Source organism: Microbacterium sp. SLBN-111, from assembly GCF_049739645.1.
In the GTDB taxonomy this organism is placed as follows: domain Bacteria; phylum Actinomycetota; class Actinomycetes; order Actinomycetales; family Microbacteriaceae; genus Microbacterium.
Genome location: NZ_JBMGQH010000001.1, coordinates 163,059 through 180,012 on the forward strand (window position 1 = coordinate 163,059; position 16,954 = coordinate 180,012).

At 71.2% G+C, this 16,954-nt stretch carries 17 protein-coding genes, 1 tRNA gene and 1 pseudogene; 5 read left to right on the forward strand and 14 right to left on the reverse strand.

Going from position 1 to position 16,954, the window contains the following annotated elements; translation table 11 throughout:
* Nucleotide 1: 1 nt before the first annotated feature.
* Together RKD05_RS00795 and lysA are read right to left on the reverse strand one after the other, a co-directional pair.
* Entirely contained in the window at nt 2–1,333 is a 1,332-nt protein-coding gene (locus tag RKD05_RS00795) for a homoserine dehydrogenase (protein WP_424707428.1), read from the reverse strand.
* Nucleotides 1,330–2,761 (reverse strand): annotated as a pseudogene (lysA, locus tag RKD05_RS00800) (diaminopimelate decarboxylase). The gene RKD05_RS00795 and the pseudogene lysA overlap by 4 nt, the downstream one beginning before the upstream one ends.
* Before the next feature lie 251 nt (nt 2,762–3,012).
* Here lysA and RKD05_RS00805 point away from each other — a divergent pair.
* Nucleotides 3,013–4,104 carry a hypothetical protein gene (locus RKD05_RS00805; protein ID WP_424707430.1) on the forward strand — a complete coding sequence of 364 codons (1,092 nt, stop codon included), beginning with the start codon at nt 3,013–3,015 and terminating at the stop codon, nt 4,102–4,104.
* A 5-nt stretch (nt 4,105–4,109) separates the two neighbouring features.
* On the opposite strand, the gene RKD05_RS00810 is transcribed toward RKD05_RS00805, so the two are convergent.
* Nucleotides 4,110–4,880 (reverse strand): DUF2993 domain-containing protein, encoded by a 771-nt coding sequence (locus RKD05_RS00810; RefSeq protein ID WP_424707431.1) that lies wholly within the window; start codon nt 4,878–4,880, stop codon nt 4,110–4,112.
* Nucleotides 4,881–4,882: 2 nt separating this feature from the next.
* Nucleotides 4,883–6,547, reverse strand: coding sequence for an arginine--tRNA ligase (locus RKD05_RS00815; protein WP_424707432.1), 1,665 nt, complete (start codon nt 6,545–6,547; stop codon nt 4,883–4,885).
* A 138-nt stretch (nt 6,548–6,685) separates the two neighbouring features.
* On the opposite strand from RKD05_RS00815, the gene RKD05_RS00820 reads away from it, so the two are divergent.
* Nucleotides 6,686–7,228, forward strand: coding sequence for a hypothetical protein (locus tag RKD05_RS00820; RefSeq protein WP_424707433.1), 543 nt, complete (start codon nt 6,686–6,688; stop codon nt 7,226–7,228).
* Between the two features lie 126 nt (nt 7,229–7,354).
* Here RKD05_RS00820 and RKD05_RS00825 read toward each other — a convergent pair whose 3' ends face one another.
* The 4 genes from RKD05_RS00825 to RKD05_RS00840 are packed head-to-tail and all read right to left on the reverse strand — an operon-like array spanning nt 7,355 to nt 10,113.
* On the reverse strand, nt 7,355–8,164 hold the full coding sequence (locus RKD05_RS00825; protein ID WP_424707434.1) for a transglutaminase-like domain-containing protein: 810 nt from the start codon (nt 8,162–8,164) through the stop codon (nt 7,355–7,357).
* A 44-nt stretch (nt 8,165–8,208) separates the two neighbouring features.
* The gene (locus tag RKD05_RS00830) at nt 8,209–8,691 is read right to left on the reverse strand and encodes a hypothetical protein (RefSeq protein ID WP_424707436.1); all 483 of its coding nucleotides are present in this window, start codon (nt 8,689–8,691) and stop codon (nt 8,209–8,211) included.
* On the reverse strand, nt 8,688–9,824 hold the full coding sequence (locus tag RKD05_RS00835) for a serine/threonine-protein kinase (RefSeq protein WP_424707438.1): 1,137 nt from the start codon (nt 9,822–9,824) through the stop codon (nt 8,688–8,690). Before RKD05_RS00835 ends, RKD05_RS00830 begins: the two co-directional genes overlap by 4 nt.
* Nucleotides 9,825–9,858: 34 nt before the next feature.
* Nucleotides 9,859–10,113, reverse strand: a complete 255-nt coding sequence (locus tag RKD05_RS00840) for a DUF6458 family protein (RefSeq protein ID WP_063258056.1) — start codon at nt 10,111–10,113, stop codon at nt 9,859–9,861.
* A gap of 204 nt (nt 10,114–10,317) precedes the next feature.
* On the opposite strand from RKD05_RS00840, the gene RKD05_RS00845 reads away from it, so the two are divergent.
* Together RKD05_RS00845 and RKD05_RS00850 are read left to right on the forward strand one after the other, a co-directional pair.
* On the forward strand, nt 10,318–10,482 hold the full coding sequence (locus tag RKD05_RS00845; protein ID WP_022878303.1) for a hypothetical protein: 165 nt from the start codon (nt 10,318–10,320) through the stop codon (nt 10,480–10,482).
* 96 nt (nt 10,483–10,578) lie between these two features.
* On the forward strand, nt 10,579–11,079 hold the full coding sequence (locus RKD05_RS00850) for a hypothetical protein (RefSeq protein ID WP_022878302.1): 501 nt from the start codon (nt 10,579–10,581) through the stop codon (nt 11,077–11,079).
* Between the two features lie 197 nt (nt 11,080–11,276).
* Here RKD05_RS00850 and RKD05_RS00855 read toward each other — a convergent pair.
* The 4 genes from RKD05_RS00855 to RKD05_RS00870 form a co-directional block, all read right to left on the reverse strand.
* Nucleotides 11,277–11,352, reverse strand: a tRNA-Arg gene (locus tag RKD05_RS00855).
* A 66-nt stretch (nt 11,353–11,418) separates the two neighbouring features.
* On the reverse strand, nt 11,419–11,592 hold the full coding sequence (locus tag RKD05_RS00860; RefSeq protein ID WP_156496058.1) for a hypothetical protein: 174 nt from the start codon (nt 11,590–11,592) through the stop codon (nt 11,419–11,421).
* A 75-nt stretch (nt 11,593–11,667) separates the two neighbouring features.
* A complete protein-coding gene (locus RKD05_RS00865) occupies nt 11,668–12,108 on the reverse strand; it encodes a hypothetical protein (RefSeq protein ID WP_424707440.1) in 441 nt (146 codons plus the stop codon).
* Nucleotides 12,105–13,340: an exonuclease domain-containing protein gene (locus RKD05_RS00870; RefSeq protein WP_424707442.1), complete on the reverse strand. Its 1,236-nt coding sequence runs from the start codon at nt 13,338–13,340 to the stop codon at nt 12,105–12,107. The genes RKD05_RS00865 and RKD05_RS00870 overlap by 4 nt, the downstream gene beginning before the upstream one ends.
* Nucleotides 13,341–13,385: 45 nt before the next feature.
* On the opposite strand from RKD05_RS00870, the gene RKD05_RS00875 reads away from it, so the two are divergent.
* Nucleotides 13,386–13,622 carry a DUF5684 domain-containing protein gene (locus RKD05_RS00875; RefSeq protein WP_424711755.1) on the forward strand — a complete coding sequence of 79 codons (237 nt, stop codon included), beginning with the start codon at nt 13,386–13,388 and terminating at the stop codon, nt 13,620–13,622.
* On the opposite strand, the gene RKD05_RS00880 is transcribed toward RKD05_RS00875, so the two are convergent.
* Both RKD05_RS00880 and RKD05_RS00885 read right to left on the reverse strand, forming a co-directional pair.
* Nucleotides 13,623–16,070: a bifunctional lysylphosphatidylglycerol flippase/synthetase MprF gene (locus tag RKD05_RS00880; RefSeq protein ID WP_424707443.1), complete on the reverse strand. Its 2,448-nt coding sequence runs from the start codon at nt 16,068–16,070 to the stop codon at nt 13,623–13,625.
* Between the two features lie 243 nt (nt 16,071–16,313).
* Entirely contained in the window at nt 16,314–16,946 is a 633-nt protein-coding gene (locus RKD05_RS00885) for a hypothetical protein (RefSeq protein WP_424707444.1), read from the reverse strand.
* Nucleotides 16,947–16,954 lie beyond the last annotated feature (8 nt).

Below are 16,954 nucleotides of genomic sequence, written 5' to 3' on the forward strand. Positions count from 1 at the left end.
GTCAGTTCCCTTCCACGCGCAGTACGGAGACCACGCGCTCGACGACGCCGCTCGCGGCGAGACGCTCGACGGTCTCGCTCAGGTCTTGCTCACGGGCCTGGTGTGTTCCGATGACCAGACGCGCCGATCCGCTCCCGGCGGGGTTCTCGGCATCCGGTTCGATGGTGGTCTGCTCGACGGTCGCGATCGAGACGCGGCCCTCGCTCAGGATGCCGGCGACCGTGGCGAGCACGCCGGGCTGGTCGTCGACCTCGAGCGTGATCTGGTAGCGCGTGATGACGCGTCCGATCGGCACGGTGGGGAGGTTCGCGCGTGTGGACTCGCCGACGCCCACGCCCCCGGCGATGTGGCGGCGCGCGGCCGACACGACGTCGCCGAGCACGGCGGACGCGGTCTGCACGCCGCCCGCGCCGGCGCCGTAGAACATCAGGTCGCCGGCGGCCTCGGCCTGCACGAAGACGGCGTTGTTCGCGCCGTGGACGCTCGCGAGCGGGTGCGTGCGCTCGACGAGCGCGGGGTACACGCGCACCGAGATGGACTCGCTCGCCTCGCCGTCGGCGGCAGGGAGCCGCTCGCACACGGCGAGGAGCTTGACGACGTATCCGGCGTGCCGCGCGGACTCGATGATCGCGGCATCGATCTGCGTGATGCCCTCGCGGTGGACGGCATCCAGCGGAACGGTCGTGTGGAACGCGAGGCTCGCGAGGATCGCCGCCTTCTGCGCGGCGTCGTACCCCTCGACGTCGGCCGTGGGGTCGGCTTCGGCATAGCCGAGCGCCTGTGCCTGTGCGAGGACGTCGCCGAAGTCGGCGCCCTCGGTGTCCATGCGGTCGAGGATGTAGTTCGTCGTGCCGTTGACGATGCCCATGATGCGCACGACGCGGTCGCCCGCGAGCGAGTCGCGCAGCGGCCGGATGATCGGGATCGCGCCGGCCGCGGCGGCCTCGTAGTAGACCTCGGCGCCGACCTGGTCGGCGGCTTCGAAGATCTCGGACCCGTGCGTGGCGAGCAGCGCCTTGTTGGCGGTGACGACGTCGGCGCCGGAGTTGATCGCCTGCAGCACCTGGGTGCGCGCGGGTTCGATGCCGCCCATGAGCTCGATGACGATGTCGGAGCCGTTGATGAGCGTCTCGGCGTCGGTGGTGAACAGCTCGCGGGGCAGCTCGGCGTCGCGCTTCCCGTCGACGTTGCGGACGGCGATGCCCGCGAGTTCGAGGTTCGCGCCGGCACGGTCGGCCAGTTCGGCGCGGTGCTTGAGCAGCAGGTCGGCGACCTGCGAGCCGACGGCACCGGCGCCCAGCAGGGCGACGCGCAGCGTGCGGTAGTCGGTCATTCGGTGTCTCCGTGGGGTGGGGTGGGGGAAGCGGATGCCGCGACACCGACGTCGCGGGAGAGCAGGTCCTCGACGGTCTCGCCGCGGACGATCACACGCGCTTCGCCGTCGCGCACGGCGACGACGGGGGGACGCGGGGTGTAGTTGTAGTTGCTCGCGAGCGAGAAGCAGTAGGCGCCCGTGGCGGGCACCGCGAGGAGGTCGCCCGGAGTGATGTCGGCGGGGAGGTACTCGGCATCCACCACGATGTCTCCGGACTCGCAGTGGTGACCGACGACCCTCGACAGCGCCGGGGCGGCGGGACTCGTGCGCGAGACGATCCGGGCGGAGAAGTCGGCGCCGTACAGGGCCGGGCGCGCGTTGTCGCTCATGCCGCCGTCGACGCTGACGTAGGTGCGCTCGCGCTCCTCGCCGATCGTGACCTTCTTCACGGTCCCGACCTCGTAGAGGGTCACTCCGGCCTGCCCCACGATGACGCGGCCGGGCTCGCACGCGACGTCGGGCATCGGGATGCCGCGCACCTCGCACTCGTCGGCGATCGCGTCGACGATGCCGTCGGCGATCTCCTCGATGGGGCGCGGGTCGTCGACCGAGGTGTACGAGATGCCGAAGCCACCGCCGACGTTGAGGAGCGGGATGTCGCCGCCCGCGAGCAGGTCGGCGTGGAGGTCGACGAGGCGCGCCGCGGACTCGCGGAAGCCCGCGGAGTCGAAGATCTGCGAGCCGATGTGGGCGTGGAGCCCGACGAAGCGCAGGCTCGGCAGCTCGCGGATGCGCGCGACCGCGTCGGCGGCCCCCTCGAGGGAGAAGCCGAACTTCTGGTCTTCGTGGGCGGTCGCGAGGAATGCGTGCGTCTCGGCGTGGACGCCGGTGCGCACACGCACGAGGACCGACTGCACGGCGCCGCGGCGATCCGCGATCGCGGCGAGGCGCTCGATCTCGATGGGGCTGTCGACCACGACCGAACCGATGCCGACCTCGACGGCCCGCTCGAGCTCCGCGACGCTCTTGTTGTTGCCGTGGAAGCCGAGGCGGGCGGGGTCGGCACCGCCTGCGAGGGCGACCTCGAGCTCGCCGCGCGTGCACACGTCGACGGCGAGACCCTCTTCGGTCACCCCAGCGCACGACCTCGGCGGAGAGGAACGCCTTGCCCGCGTAGTACACGCGGGACCGGATGCCATGACGCTCGGCCGCGGCTCCGAAGGCGTCGCGCGCGCGGCGCGCGTGGGCGCGGACCTCGTCCTCGTCGAGCACGTAGAGCGGGGTGCCGAAGCGGTCGCGGAGGTCGAACACGGACACCCCGGCGATCTCGACGGAGCCGTCGTCGACGCGGTGCGCGGAGGACGGCCAGACGGAGGCGACGAGCTCGTTCGCTTCGGCCGGGGCGGTGAGCCACTCGGGCACGAGCGCGGAGTGCGAGGCGGACACGGAGGAACCAATCGGGTTTTGCGGCGACGCGACGGCCGCGGATCACGGCTCCTGCCGTCGCGGGGCGTCACGCGACAGGCAGTCCTTGCAGTCTAGGGCACGGCATATGCCGCCCCCGTCCCACGCCCGGGCCCGCCGGGATCGGCGGGACGTGTCACCTGGTGAGGCCTGGGGTGAACCGCGCGCGCCCTTTCCCGCTCGCGGTCACCGGGAGAACGGATGCCACACCCCACGGCCCCTACCGTGAACCGGTGCCGAGCCCCTCCCCTTCCCCCGTCCTCGTCGTCGACGCTCTCGGCGTCCGCATCGGCATCGACCTCGGGGATCTCGACGACGCGGACCGGATCGCGGTGCGTGCAGCCTGGACGGGGGCGCTCGCCCACGGCGACGCCGAGCCGCACGCGACCGTGACGCCCACGGCATCCCTCGGTCCCGGACCGATGCTCGCCGCCCTCTCGAGCGCCGTCACCCTCAGCGCGATCCACGAACGCCGCGGCCAGTTGTGGATGCTGCACGCTGCCGGGGTCGCGGGGCACGACGGGGCGGTCGTCGTGCTCGTCGGCCCGTCGGGTGCCGGGAAGACGACCGCGATCCGCCTCCTCGCCACCCGAGCCGGATACGTCTCGGACGAGACGATCGCCCTGGATGCCACCGGTGCGGTGCTGCCCTACCGGAAGCCGCTGTCGGTCATCACCGACGGCGTCGCGCACAAGGTGCAGCACTCCCCCGTCGATCTCGGCCTGGGCGCCCTGCCGACGGCACCCCTTCGGCTCGCGCGCATCGTTCTGCTCGATCGGCGCACGGAACCGACGCCCGCACGCCTGCTGCCGGTGCCGATCTCGGAGGCGATCGCGGAGCTGGCCGGGCAGTCCAGCGCCCTCGCGCAGCTCCCCGGCGCGGTGCGTACGATGGCGGGCCTCATCGGGCAGACAGGCGGTGTCGTGCGCGCGGAGTACGCCGAGGCCAAGGATCTCGCGACCCTCGTGCGCGGACTGCTCGACGCCGGGGCGCCCGCGGCGGTTCCCTCGGTCGTGTCGCCCGCAGCGACCCGGCGCGCACCGATGGACACCGCGGGGCCCCACTACGAACGCACGGAGGCCGTGGACTGGTCGCCGCTCCCCGACGGCACGCTCGCGGTGCTCACCGCGAACGCGGACGGCAGCGGCATGCTGCGCGTGCTCGCCGGCGTTGCGCCCACGCTGTGGGAGGCCGCCGACGGCGTCCCCCGCGACGCCCTGGTGGCCGAGGTGGACGCGCGGTTCGACTGCCCGGATCCGGGTGGGGTGACCGACACCGCCCTCGCGTCACTCGTCGAGGCGGGACTGCTCCGGGTGGCCGACTGATCGCGTCAGCCGCAGGTGCCGTTCTGCTGCAGCGCGGGGTCGCTGAGGATGCGCCCATCGATGTCGAGCGTCGCCACCACGTCCTGTCCCTGGACGCTCACCGCGCTCAGGGTGAGACCGGCCGGCAGCCGGTCGGCGATGCAGAGGTTCCACGTCTGCAGTGCTGCGTCGGCCGCACCTCCGAGCTGACCGCGGAGGGTGTCGGCATCCACGCGGTTCCCGCCCAGCTCGAACGACGTCGGGGTGAGCGTGAGGTCGCCGTCGGCCGCGCCGGGCGTGACGGAGATCCCCACCGGGATCGGGATGCCGAACACCGAGAACTGCGTCGACAGCGTCAGGTCGGGGGCGGCCGTGCCCACGGTGTCGGACGGGAAGTTCGGGATCTGCGACAACAGCGCGCGCAGCTGGTCGGGGTCGAGGCGCACGGAGGCCGATCCCCCGGCCGCCGGCGCGTTGCCTGCCACCGGAACGCCCTGGAGGTCGACGCGGACGTCGCCCGTCAGCGGCCCGAGCGAGACGTCGGGCGCCGACACCGCCACCTGGTCGAGGCGCCCCGTCAGGAGCTGAGGCAGCACGAGACCCGGGACCTGGACGTCGACCTGCTGATCGGCGGGAAGCCCCACCTGCTTCACGACGAGCGATCGCACGGTGTTCCCCACGGCGGAACGGGCGATCGCCTCGGCCGCCACGAGCAGCCCCGCGATCAGGACGACGATGATCGCGATGATCGCGACCGTGCGTCCGGTCCGACGGCGGGGACGCGTGGCATCCGTCATGGCTACATGCGCTCCGGAGCGCTCACGCCGAGCAGCGCGAGGCCGTTGCGCAGCACCTGACCGGTCGCGTCGTTGAGCCAGAGCCGCGTGCGGTGCACGGGCTCGACCGGGGCGTCGCCGAGCGGGATGACACGGCAGTTGTCGTACCAGCGGTGGTACAGACCCGCGAGCTCTTCGAGGTAGCGGGCGACGCGGTGGGGCTCGCGCACCTCCGCGGCGTAGGCGACGACCCGCGGGTACTCCTGCAGCGCGCCGAGCAGCGCGGACTCCGTCTCGTGGTCGAGCAGCTCGGGGGCGAACTCCGACCGGTCGACGCCCGAATCGGCGGCGTTACGGGCGACGTTGTGGGTGCGCGCGTGGGCGTACTGCACGTAGAACACGGGGTTGTCGTTCGTGCGCTTCTGCAGGATCTCGGGGTCGAGCGTCAGCGGCGAGTCCGCGGGGTACCGCGCGAGCGAGTAGCGGAGCGCATCGGTGCCGAGCCATTCCTGCAGGTCGTCGAGCTCGATGATGTTGCCGGCCCGCTTGGAGAGCTTCGCGCCGTTGATCGACACGAGCTGACCGATGAGCACCTCGATGTCCTTCTCGGGGTCGTCGCCGGCGGCACCGGCGAGCGCCTTCAGACGGTGCACGTATCCGTGGTGGTCGGCGCCGAGGAGGTAGATCTTGTGCGCGAACCCGCGGTCGCCCTTGTTGAGGTAGTACGCGGCATCCGCGGCGAAGTAGGTGTACTCGCCGTTCGAGCGGCGGATGACCCGGTCCTTGTCGTCGCCGAAGTCGGTGGTGCGCACCCAGACCGCACCCTCGTCGTCGAAGACGTGGCCCTGCTCGCGCAAGCGGTCGACGGCTTCGTCGACGAGGCTCGGCTGGCCGTCGACGTGCGCGTGGAGCGTGCGCTCGGAGAACCACACGTCGAAGTGGACGTTGAACCGCTCGAGCGAGGCCTGGATCTCGCCCAGCTGGAACCCGTAGGCGAGTTCGGTCGCGACCGTGATCTGCTCGGCACGGTCGAGTTCGCGGATGTCGGCGCGCGCGGCCGCCACCCGGTCGGCGAGGTCGGCGATGTACGCGCCGCCGTAACCGTCGTCGGGGGTGGGCTCGCCGTGGAGCGCGGCGACGACCGAGCGGCCGAAGCGCTCCATCTGCGCGCCGGCGTCGTTGATGTAGAACTCTCGGACCAGCGTGGCGCCGCTCGCGAGCAGCACGCGGGCGATCGCGTCACCGAGCGCCGCCCAGCGGGTGTGGCCGATGTGGAGCGGACCCGTGGGGTTCGCGCTCACGAACTCGAGGTTGATGGTGTTGCCGCGCTGGGAATCGTTCGTCCCGAACGCCGCACCCTGCTCGACGATCGTCTTCGCCAGGGCGCCGGCGGCAGCGGCATCCAGTCGGATGTTGATGAACCCGGGGCCGGCCACCTCGACGCTCGCTATGCCGTCGACGTTCTCGAGGCCCGCGGCGATGTCGGCCGCGAACTCGCGCGGGTTCGCCCCCACGATCTTCGACAGCTTCAGCGCCGCGTTGGATGCCCAGTCGCCGTGGTCGCGGTTCTTCGGCCGCTCGAGCGGCAGGTCGGCGGCGGTGAGCCCGGCGGACGACCCTTCGCGTCGCGCCTCGGCGAGCGGGGCGATGACGGCGAGCAGGGCGGCGGAGAGGGCTGCGGGATCCATAACCCTGCAATTCTAGGCGAGGCGCTCGCGGCCCCCGGCTCAGCCGATCTGCACCAGGGATTCGTGGACGACAGTCAGCCCCGCGGCCCTTCAGACGGGGAGCGCCGACGTCTGCGCCGGCTGCTCTACGGTGACCCGATGACATTCCGCGCCGGCGACCGCATCTACGTCGACGAATCGAAAGCTCGCGGGTACTTCATCGTCGGAACCGGGGCATCGGCGGCGCACGTGCCCGTGTGCGAACGCGCGATTCGGACACTCGTCAAACCTGGACAGCGTCGCATCCATTTCACCAACGAGAGCGACTCCCGGCGACGCCACCTCTTGTCGTGCATGGCACGGCTCGATGTGCGCTGCGCGGTGTGGATCGCGCAGGGCCTCCCCGACAAGGCTGCGCGTCCGTTGACCTTGAGCGCCCTGGTCGAAAGCGCGGCACAGGCGGGAGCGACACGTCTCATCGTTGAACGCGACGAATCCGTCGAACGAGCCGACCGCCGGATCATCAGCGAGAGCCTGCGTCGCCTAGATGCCTCCGTGCCGTTCGAGCATGCCGCGCCTCACGAACACCCACTCCTGTGGGTGAGCGATGCGGTCGCCTGGTGCTACTCACGCGGAGGCGAATGGGTGCGGCGTGTGGAGCCGCTCGTCCAACACAGAGCGACCCACCTGTTGAACACGTGAGCCTGGCTCGTCATACCGTCCGGAAGACTGCCAGGCTCCGAGGGCTAAGGCCCGCCGTGGCTCTAGCGTACTGGAAGTACGCTACGAGTTCGCGGCTCGAACGGGTGATCTTCGACCAGGCGGCGCTCAGCCGATCTGCACCAGGGATTCGTGGTCGTCGGGGGACATGGCATCCGGGGTCTCGTCCTCCAGGACCGCGTCGACGTACATCCGCTCGAGGCCCACGTACCCGCCGTGGTAGCTGAGGAAGGCGCAGTCGGCGGCGTCGCGGCCCGTGGCGATGCGCACGAGCGAGCGACGGTCGGACAGCCGCGTCGCGTCGATGACGTACCAGGCGCCGTCGAGGTACGCCTCGGCGACGGCGTGGAAGTCCATGGGCTCGAGCCCGGGCGCGAAGCACGCGGCGTAGCGCGCGGGCATGTCCATGGCGCGCAGCAGCGCGATCACGACGTGCGCGTAGTCGCGGCACACGCCCTGACCGGTCATGAGGGTCGTGACGGCGCTGTCCGTGCCGAGGCTCAGCCCCGGGGTGTACGTGACGCTGGATGCCACGAACGTCGACACCGCGGCGATGAGGTCCGCCCCCGTGAGACCGCGGAACTGGCGGCGGGCCTGCGCGAACACCTCGTCCGACTGGCAGTAACGGCTCGGGCGGAGGTAGGTGATCGTCTCGAGGTCGCTCGTGTGCAACGTCGGAGAGGCGCCGGCGACGACGGCCTCGTAGCGCACGGAGAGCGGGCCCTGCTCTCCCGAGAGACGGTGCAGACGGCTGCCGGACTGGTCGACGATCTCGGTCGGGGTGTACACGCGGTCGCCGCTGGAGAACGTCAGATGCTCGCTCGCCAGGGGCACCCCCTGGGCAGCGGTGATTTGGAAGATGAGGTCGACGGACGACCCCAGATCGAGGTCGAGTTCAGCGGTCACTCGGCGCGGCACCGGGCCATCCTCGCACGGCGGAAGGGGGCCGGGGCGCGCCTCGCTCATCCGTCCTTCTTGCCCGGGCCGCCCGGGCCCGTGGACTCGCCCTTACCGCCCTTGCCACCGCCGCCCTTGCCCGGGTTTCCGGGGCCCTTGTCGTCGTTCTGCGGGGGCTGTTCCGGCTGCGACGGGCCGTCGTCGACGACGGTGTCCTGCGTCGGCTCGGGTGTGTCGGCGACCGTCGGCTCGGGGCTCGGGCTCGGCGCGAGCGATGCGAGATCGGCACGCACGGTCGCGATGCGCGACAGGATCGCGGTGGCTTCGTCGGCCGAGATCGTCCCGGCGTCGCGCTGGGCGACGACGTCCGCCTCGATCTGGTCGAGCGTCGCCGACGCGGAAGCATAGTCACCGCCGGACGCTTGATTCGCGAGCGTCCGCACCGTCCCCTGCCACGCCGTCGCCTCCGACGCGGGCGGCGTGCAGCCGGCGAGGGCGAGGACCGCGGCGAGCGCCACCGCGGGCGCGCCGATCCACCGACGCCTCACGGCCCGACCTCCTTCCAGAGGTCGTCGACGTGCTGGTCGAGCGGTGCGGGAAGCGACGGCAACCCCGGGTCGGACGCGGCCGCCGGGGCATTGAGCGCGACGACCGCGGTGACGCCGCCCGCGGCGATCAACAGGGCGAGGATGGATGCCACGATGACGGCGGTCCGGCGGTTCGGCCGCCGCGGCGCATCGGTCACCGGGGCCAGCACGCGCGTACGCGTGACGGCCTCGGACGGCGGGCCGTCGACGAGCGCCGCGGCGCCGAGGGGTGTCGGGGGCAGCGGCTCGCCGGGCAGGGCACGGAACTCCGCGCCGAGGGAAGCGGCATCCGGTCTCTCCGCCGGGTCGATGGCGGTCATGCGTGCGAGAAGCGTCCGCCACGGTCCGGGCAGGTGATCGGGGATCTCGGGCGGCGACACGAGTCGCGCGGCGAGCGCTTCGTGCGGAGTCCGACCGCCGAAGGCGCGGCGACCCGTGAGCGCTTCGAGCAGGACGAGGCCGAGCGCATAGACGTCGCTCGCCGGGGCGGCGGGCATCCCTCGGGCCTGCTCGGGGCTGAGGTACGCCGCGGTCCCCACGACGGTGTCCGCGCGGGTGACGCGCGTCGCGCCGACGAGTGCCGCGATGCCGAAGTCCGCGAGGGTCGCTCGTGTGCGCTCCCCCGTGTGCGCGGGCGGGCGCAGCAGGATGTTGGAGGGCTTCACGTCGCGATGGACGATGCCGCGCGCATGGACGACGGACAGCGCCTCGGCGATCTCGCGGCCGTACCTTGCCGCATCGGCCGGGGCGACGGTCCCGCGTTCGATCACGTCGCCGAGCGTCGGCCCCGCGATAAGTTCCATCGCGAGGTACGTCGGCGTGCTCGACAGTTTCGCGTCGTACAGGGTGACGAGCGAGGGATGCGAGAGGGAGGCGAGCAACCGGATCTCGGAGCGCACACGCGCCATGTCCGACGAGTCGGCTCCATCGCCCGTCATGATCTTCAGGGCGATCGTGCGACCGAGCTGCGTGTCCACGGCCTCGTACACCCGGGCGTATCCGCCCGTGCCGAGCACCCGCCCGAGACGGTACCGCCCGTCGAAGAGGTCGCCGACGGGCGCGTCGGCGGGTTGAGTCGTGTCGGTGTCGGTCATACGGGTCCTGGGATCGGGGAAGCCCCCGACGGGGTCAAACGAGGTCGTCGTTCGACGAGCGCGTGGTGGACCGGGTGACCTGAGCGCCACCCACCCCTTCGGTGCGGGTCACGGTGTCGATCTGCCGACGGCGGACGAGGAGCACGAGTCCGATGATGAAGACGATCACGCCGGCACCGATCATGATGTAGCCGATCGTGGTGAAGTCGACGAAGTCGTTGGGAAGGTCCACGGCGAACGCGAGGATGGCGCCGATGACGATCAGCGCGATTCCGGCTCCGATGCTCATGACAGGTCCTTTCGGGAGGGTGAGTTCAGAATGACACTCACCCCGCGAGTGGGCCGTAGGTCTTGACAACCGCGCCCGGGCGGTCGTCGGTCCGGCGCCGGCAAGGTGTCGCTTTTCGTACGGACGGGCCTCACCAGGCCGAGAAACGAACGGGCGGACCGCACCGGTCCGGGAACGAGACAGGTCGGGCGTACAGTCGCGAACATGTGGACCGTACTCATCATTCTGCTCGTTGCGTGGGCGGTGCTCTCGATCGTGGGGTTCACGTTCCAGGGATTGCTCTGGCTGGGGATCATCGGGATCGTCCTGTTCGTCGGCACGCTGATCTTCGGACTGGTACGTCGTAGCGTCGCCCGACGCGCTTCCTAGCTCCATCACCACCCGGAGCCGCCGGCCGCCACTCACGGTCGCCCCCGTCTGTCAATGGTCGTGCGCTCGGCCCCCGCGAGGGCGTCTGCTGTGCCCATGACCGTCGACACCCCGGCTCCGAGCCGGAACAGCATCCCCGCCCACCCCACGCCCGCGGACGGTTCATCGCCGGGTGCGGATCTGGGCCTCAGCTCCGTCCTCACGGGGTCGTTGCCACCGACCCTCGGCACGCCCGCCGCTCCCGAGCGGTATCAGGTGGACGCCGTCTTCACGCGCCGTCCCCTTCCCGCCGAACTCGACGCGCTCGCCTCGTCCGCACCGCACGACGCCCTCCTCGCGGCCGGGTATCCGGACGTGACGCTCCGCGTCTCGGATCGGCGCCTCGAGATCGGCAACTCGAACCTCGAAGAGCTGGAAGGCGGCCTCTCCACCGTGCTCGCCGATCTTCTCGCGGGAATCTCGCGCCGGGTGCGGCAGGTGGAGTCGGCGGCGTTCGACAAGGCTGCCGCCGCGGCCGACATCGAGCACAAGCGCACCGAGAGCGTCCTGCAGCGCGTCGGCAGCATCACATTCCGCACCACGTCGACGCCGGAGTGACCTCGGGCACGCCACATCTCGTTCGGGTCGTCAGCACCACCGCGTTCCTCGGGCGCGGGAGGGGCGACCCGCACGGGCGTCCGCCGATAACCGGCGCGGGAGCCGTCTGAGGTTCGAGCGACCCGGCCGACGCTCGCCAGCGGTCGAACGAGAAAGGGGCCACAAGGTCTAAACGACCCGCGACCCCTTGTCCCTACTGGTGCCCCCGACAGGAATCGAACCTGCGACCTTTGGTACCGGAAACCAACGCTCTATCCCCTGAGCTACGGAGGCGGACGCTCAAGGTTAGCATCGCGGCACCGCCGCTCCCGACCCCGCGGGGAGCGAGGCGGAACGGCGTCACTCCTCGCCGATGACTCCGATGCCGGTCGCCTGATGGTCGGCGTTCGGGTCATCGCCGGACGGCGCTTTGGACTGCTCGTCGACGTCGTTCGTCTGGCTGGGCGCCACCGTCTGGTCGTCGCCGAGGTCCTCGGCGTCGTCAGCCGGGGCGTTGTCCTGCGGATCGCTCATGGTCATCCCTTCCGTTGCGTGACCCCAGCCTTGCAGCGCGAGGCGACCCGGCGAAGAGGCTTGACGACCGCCGCGTCAGCGCGCTCGACCGACCCACCCGCGCAGCCGCGCACCGAGAGGTCGTGTGAGCGAGACGGTGCGACCGTGGGTCGCGACGGTGAGCCGACCACCGTCGGCCAGCGCTTCGCCCCGGACGTAGGCGACCCCGACCGCGACATATGTCCGCAGCAGCATGAAGGCTTCGCCGCGCGTGGAGGTCGCGTCGTCCAGCCGCGCGCGGTGCCCGGTGTCCACCCGCACCGAGAACCACCGCGTGCCGGGAGTGGAGACGATCGCCCACCGCTCCCCCGTCGACAGGCGGACGAACGCGTCGCCGTCCGACAGGCCCGTCTCCGACGGGAGGTCGGGATACTCCCCGACGAGTTCCTCGAGAGCGGCCAGCGCCTCGGCAGCCGTGACGAAATCCTCCCGCCCCGCGCTGAGCCCGCCCCATTCGAACTTCCGCTCACGGGTCATGGCTGCCCCAGCAGGTCGCGCAGCCACGCTTCACCGACCACGGGGATGCCGTAATCCCGGGCCTTCCGCGCCTTGCCCGACAGCGAATCGGGGTCTGCCGCGACGACCACGGCGACGCGTTTGGTCACGGCGGCCTTGGGCACGTATCCCGCAGCCCGGAGATCGTCTTCCCACTCCGACCGCACCCGGGACATGTCCCCGGTGAGCACGATCTCGTCTCCGGGCGCGAGCGCGAATCCCTGCAGCACGACAGCGGGCGATGAGGTCAGCCGCACGTCGGGTGTGGACAGCACCTCATCACGGAGAGCGTCCGGGATGTCGAGGAGAGCGGCGACCAGCTCGAGATCGCCCGCCTCGTCCTCGGTCAGGATGCCATCGGCCCACGCCGCGTGCCCGAGGGCGATGAAGTATTCCCGGTGCAGCCGAAGCGCGGTGTCCCGGCCGATGCCGGTCCGGTCGGCGAGTGCCACCAGCTCGGCCTTCTCGTGCTCCGACAGGTATCTGTCGATCAGGCAGCGGTCGATGAGTGCGAGGTACTGCGCCTGCTCTTCGGTGTCGGAGACATCCGGGATCCGCACGACGATCCGTTCGAGGAAACTGACCGCCGTCGCCGCGGTGGATCCTCGCGCGAGCCACTGAGCGCGTGGCGCCGTCAGTTCGGGGAGCACCGGAGCAGCCGCGAGCATCTCCGACCATTCCGAGCCGGGGGAACTGGCGAGGAAGGCTTCCAGGAGACGCGCTGTCGCGAGCGCGTCGACCGAGGCGCGGTGCGCCCCGTCGACGGGGATGCCGAAAGCGTCGCAGCAGTCCGCGAGGCTCAGACCACCGCCCAGATGCCGACGGGCGAGCAGCATCGTGCACGCCGACACCCACGGGTCTCCGCGCCAGTAGTCGAGGCGGTCCAGTTCGGCATCCAGGAATCGCAGATCGAACGACGCGTTATGAGCGACGATGACGCGACCGGAGAGGAGCTCGATCAGCTGCGCCGCCACCTCCTCGAAGATCGGCGCGCCGAGGATGTCCTTCGCGGCGATGCCGTGGATCCGCTGCGGTCCGAGATCACGGCGCGGGTTGATGAGCGTGTCCCACTGCCCGGTGACGATGCCATCCGGATCGACGTGCACGACGGCGACCTCGACGGCACGGTGGTGATATTCCGGCAGCAGACCCGTCGTCTCGAAGTCGATGACAGCGAAACCGGGGCCTGCGGCGGGCGCGGGAGCTAACGACATGCGCCGAGCGTAACGCGCGCGTCCGCCCCGGGCTGGCTCGCCATCATCCCGGTCGTGAACACCGTCTTCCTCGTCAAGGTCGCGGGCTACTCGGGCTGGATGACGCTGCTGTACCTCATCCCGATCGTCGGCCTGATCTTCCACATCATCGTGTCGATCCGGGTCGGTCGCGCCTTCGGCCACGGCGGGTTCTTCTCGTTCTTCCTGCTCGTGGTGTTCTGGGTCATCGGCTACCTGATCCTCGCCTTCAGCGACGACCGCTACCGCCCCGAGCGCATCTGATCAGGCGGACGCTGCGGCCCTCTCCCGCGCCGAGGCGCGGAGACCCGCCGCGATCCGCGCGGCACGTGCGACCGTCAGACCCGGCGCGTAGCAGCGCATGAGGGCCAGTCCGATGGCGGGCAGTTGCGCCGGGTCGGGGTACACCATCCACATCGGTGCGAAGTCCGGCTGGAACTTCTTCTTGAAGTTCGCCAGCGAGCGGAAACCGTACGCCGGTTCCAGCAGCACGCTCAGCTGACCGAGGAAGCGCTCCACGGCATCCGGTTCGACCTCCGATGCGTCGCGATGGAAGGCGAGCGGCGAACCCGACAGGCTCAGGACGGTGCAGCCTTCCGCTCGGAGCCGCTCGACGACGGTGCCGATGACGAACTCCATGACGCCGTTCATCGCGTCGTGGCGGCGGCGCATGACGTCCAGGGCGTATCCCTGGACCCCGGACGCCGCGTGCACGGGGATCCAGCTCGTCACCGCCACGACCCGCCCCTGCACGTCGCGCGCGATCATCAGGCGAACGGCGGGGTCCGTCATCTGCTCCACGCCGCCGAGCGTGAATTCCATCTCGGGAATGGTCTTGTCCGCGACCCACGCCTCCGAGATCTCACGGATCTGCGCGCGATCACGGAACGACAGCTCCGCCCACGTGGTCCACTCCGCGCGCACGCCCTCTCGCGCGGCGCGGTGGGTCGCCGTGCGCACGTCCTGCCGCTTCTTGCCGGCGGGCGTCCACGTGGCGGGGTCGAGTCGCGCTTCCTCGGCGACCTGCGTGCTGCTCCAGCCGAGTCCGTCGAGCGCGGCGTTCTCGGCGTCGTCGACGCTGTAGAAGACCGGCGTCCAGCCGCGTTCACCGCAGAAGTCCACGAATGCCCGCGCGACGCTCGGATCGAACCGGTCGCGCCCGAAGGCGCCACCCAGGGTCACCGCGATGCGTCCGCGGACGCGGTACGCGATCGCCGCGTCGACGTCCGGCGCGAACCAGTAGGCGTTGCCGGTCCAGGTCGTCATGAACGACAGCGCTCCGCCGCCGCCGCGCCCGAGGACGGCGCGTGCCCGCGCGCGGTCGCCGGAGTGCGCGGCCGATCCCGGGCTCAGGACGAATCGGATGGATGCGATGACGCACACGGTCCAGAAGATCGCCGACGGAAGGTACCAGAGCGCCTGCGCCCACCCCGTCGTCGGAACGAAAGCGATCGACTCGGTGGGGAGGAGCGAGGGCGGGAGCAGCCTCAGCACGGTGGCGCGGAAGATCGCCGCGGGCCCCGGCTCGGGGCTGAAGTGGTGCGAGAACGCCATCGTCCCCACGAACGCCGTCGCGAGGGCTCCGACGCCCGCGAAACCGACGGTCCCGAGGAACAGGGACCGCGCACCGGGCGCGGATCCGACCCGCGCGGCGCGCCGGAACACGAAGAGCGTCACGGCGACGGCGAGCGGGACGAGCGCGCTCACCGCCACCCCGACCAGGATCTGCCACACCGCGGACGCGGCATCCGCGTCCCGGGTGACGGCGAGCGTCGCGAGCGTGTCGGGCTCGGTCACGGCGAAGACGTACATCATCCCCACGAACACGAGCAGGTTCACCGCGATCGCGATGCCCAGCGCGCCGCGGCGCCCGCGCAGAATGCCCCAGGATGCCACGAGCAGCACCGCCAGCGGGAGGGCGGCGATCCAGCCCGCGGACGCCTGCAGGGGACCCGTCGTCCAGCCACCGGCGGGACAGGCGAGCAGTTCCGACCCGGCCACGCAGACACGCCCGTCCACGACGGTGAGCGGGTCGTACGACAGCCATCCGTACACCGACAGCAGACCCGCACCGCTCCCCCACATCGTCGCGATCATCGGGCCAACGGCCGTCACCGCGGTGAGGGCCGCCAACAGGACACGCGTCTCGTGGTGGGAGCTGCGGTGCACCCGCAGCGTGACGGGCCGGCCGCCCAGGACCACGCCGAGCGCGAGACCGACCGGGAGCGCGATGAGCGTGTAGAGATCGCTGGCGGATGCCGAGTAGAGGAAGAGCGTCACCGCGATCACGGCGCTGGCCCACCGCACCCGGCGTCGCCACAGCGCACCGACGAACCCGCTCGCGGTCATCGCGACGACCAGCAGCGCGGCGACCGGCGGAGCACCCGTGAACACCTCGGAGTTCAGCGGCAGACCGGGGAGGAAGGCGCTCTCCACAGCGCCGATCACCAACCCCGCCACTGAGGTCGTCAGGCCACCGGCGAGGTAGGCGACGAGCAGGCGACCCGGTCCGATGACGCGCTCCGCGAGACCGCCGACGACGAGGACCGCGAGCATCACGACCGGCAGGAACGCGGGACGGTCGACCGTGAAGATGCTCCGCGCCAGTTCGCGGACATCGAACGGCCCGTCCCCGACGAGCACGGCGCCGCGGAACTGCACGAGACTCACCAGCAGAATGACGGCCGCCAGGGCGACGGTGGCCCGTGGCATCCACCTCCGCTCCCGGGAGGACGACAACGCGACGGGCGCGGAGTCCGTCCGTGGGTGCGTGGCTGCCGCGGCGCGGGGCGGGGCGGGCGTGACGGCGGTCGGCGGCATGAGGGCTCCGATCGGGTGAGCGTCGATCGCGGGAATCGATCCGACGACTCATCGTCCCTTTCACGCCGGGCGGACGTCATCCACCCTCGGGTGTATCCGACCCCGCTGAGCGGCGGGGGCCGGTCGACGGGAGGCTCAGGAGGAGCGGAAGACCTCCACGGCCTCGGGACGGTCGGTCGAGGCGGCGATGAGAGCGACGACGCCGAGGCCCAGCGTGGGGGCGAGCAGGCCGATCCTCCCGATCGCGCCGGCGGCGACCATCACGCTCTGATCCGCACCCGCCGCGCCCAGTGCGGTGAACACTCCCTGGATCAGCAGCGCGCAGCCGACGCTGATCCCGAGCGCCCACATCGGCGCCCAGCGCCAGCGCGCGGGAACCGCCCCGAGCCGGGCGATCTGCGTCGCGGCGATCACACCGGCCGCAATCGACACGACCGACGCGCTCAGCGACACGGCGAAGGCCGTCCACGCGGTGGAGTCGTCCGCCGACACCACCTGCGGCGAGGCCACGTTGTAGGCGAGGTTCACGGTGAGCGGAGCGAACGCAAGGACGACGAGAGCGGACACCCCGAGCGGCCGTCGAGCCACGACGCTCGCCGCGCGGCTGAACCCGAACGCGAACACCAGGATGCCCAGTGCCCACGACACGTCGATCACCAGCTGCATCGCGTACCCCGGACCGATCACCTGCGCTCCGCCGAGGGTGAGGAGACCGCAGACCCCCAGCAGGATGCCTCCGACACGCCACGTCACGCTTCGCTTGCCCATGGGCCCCA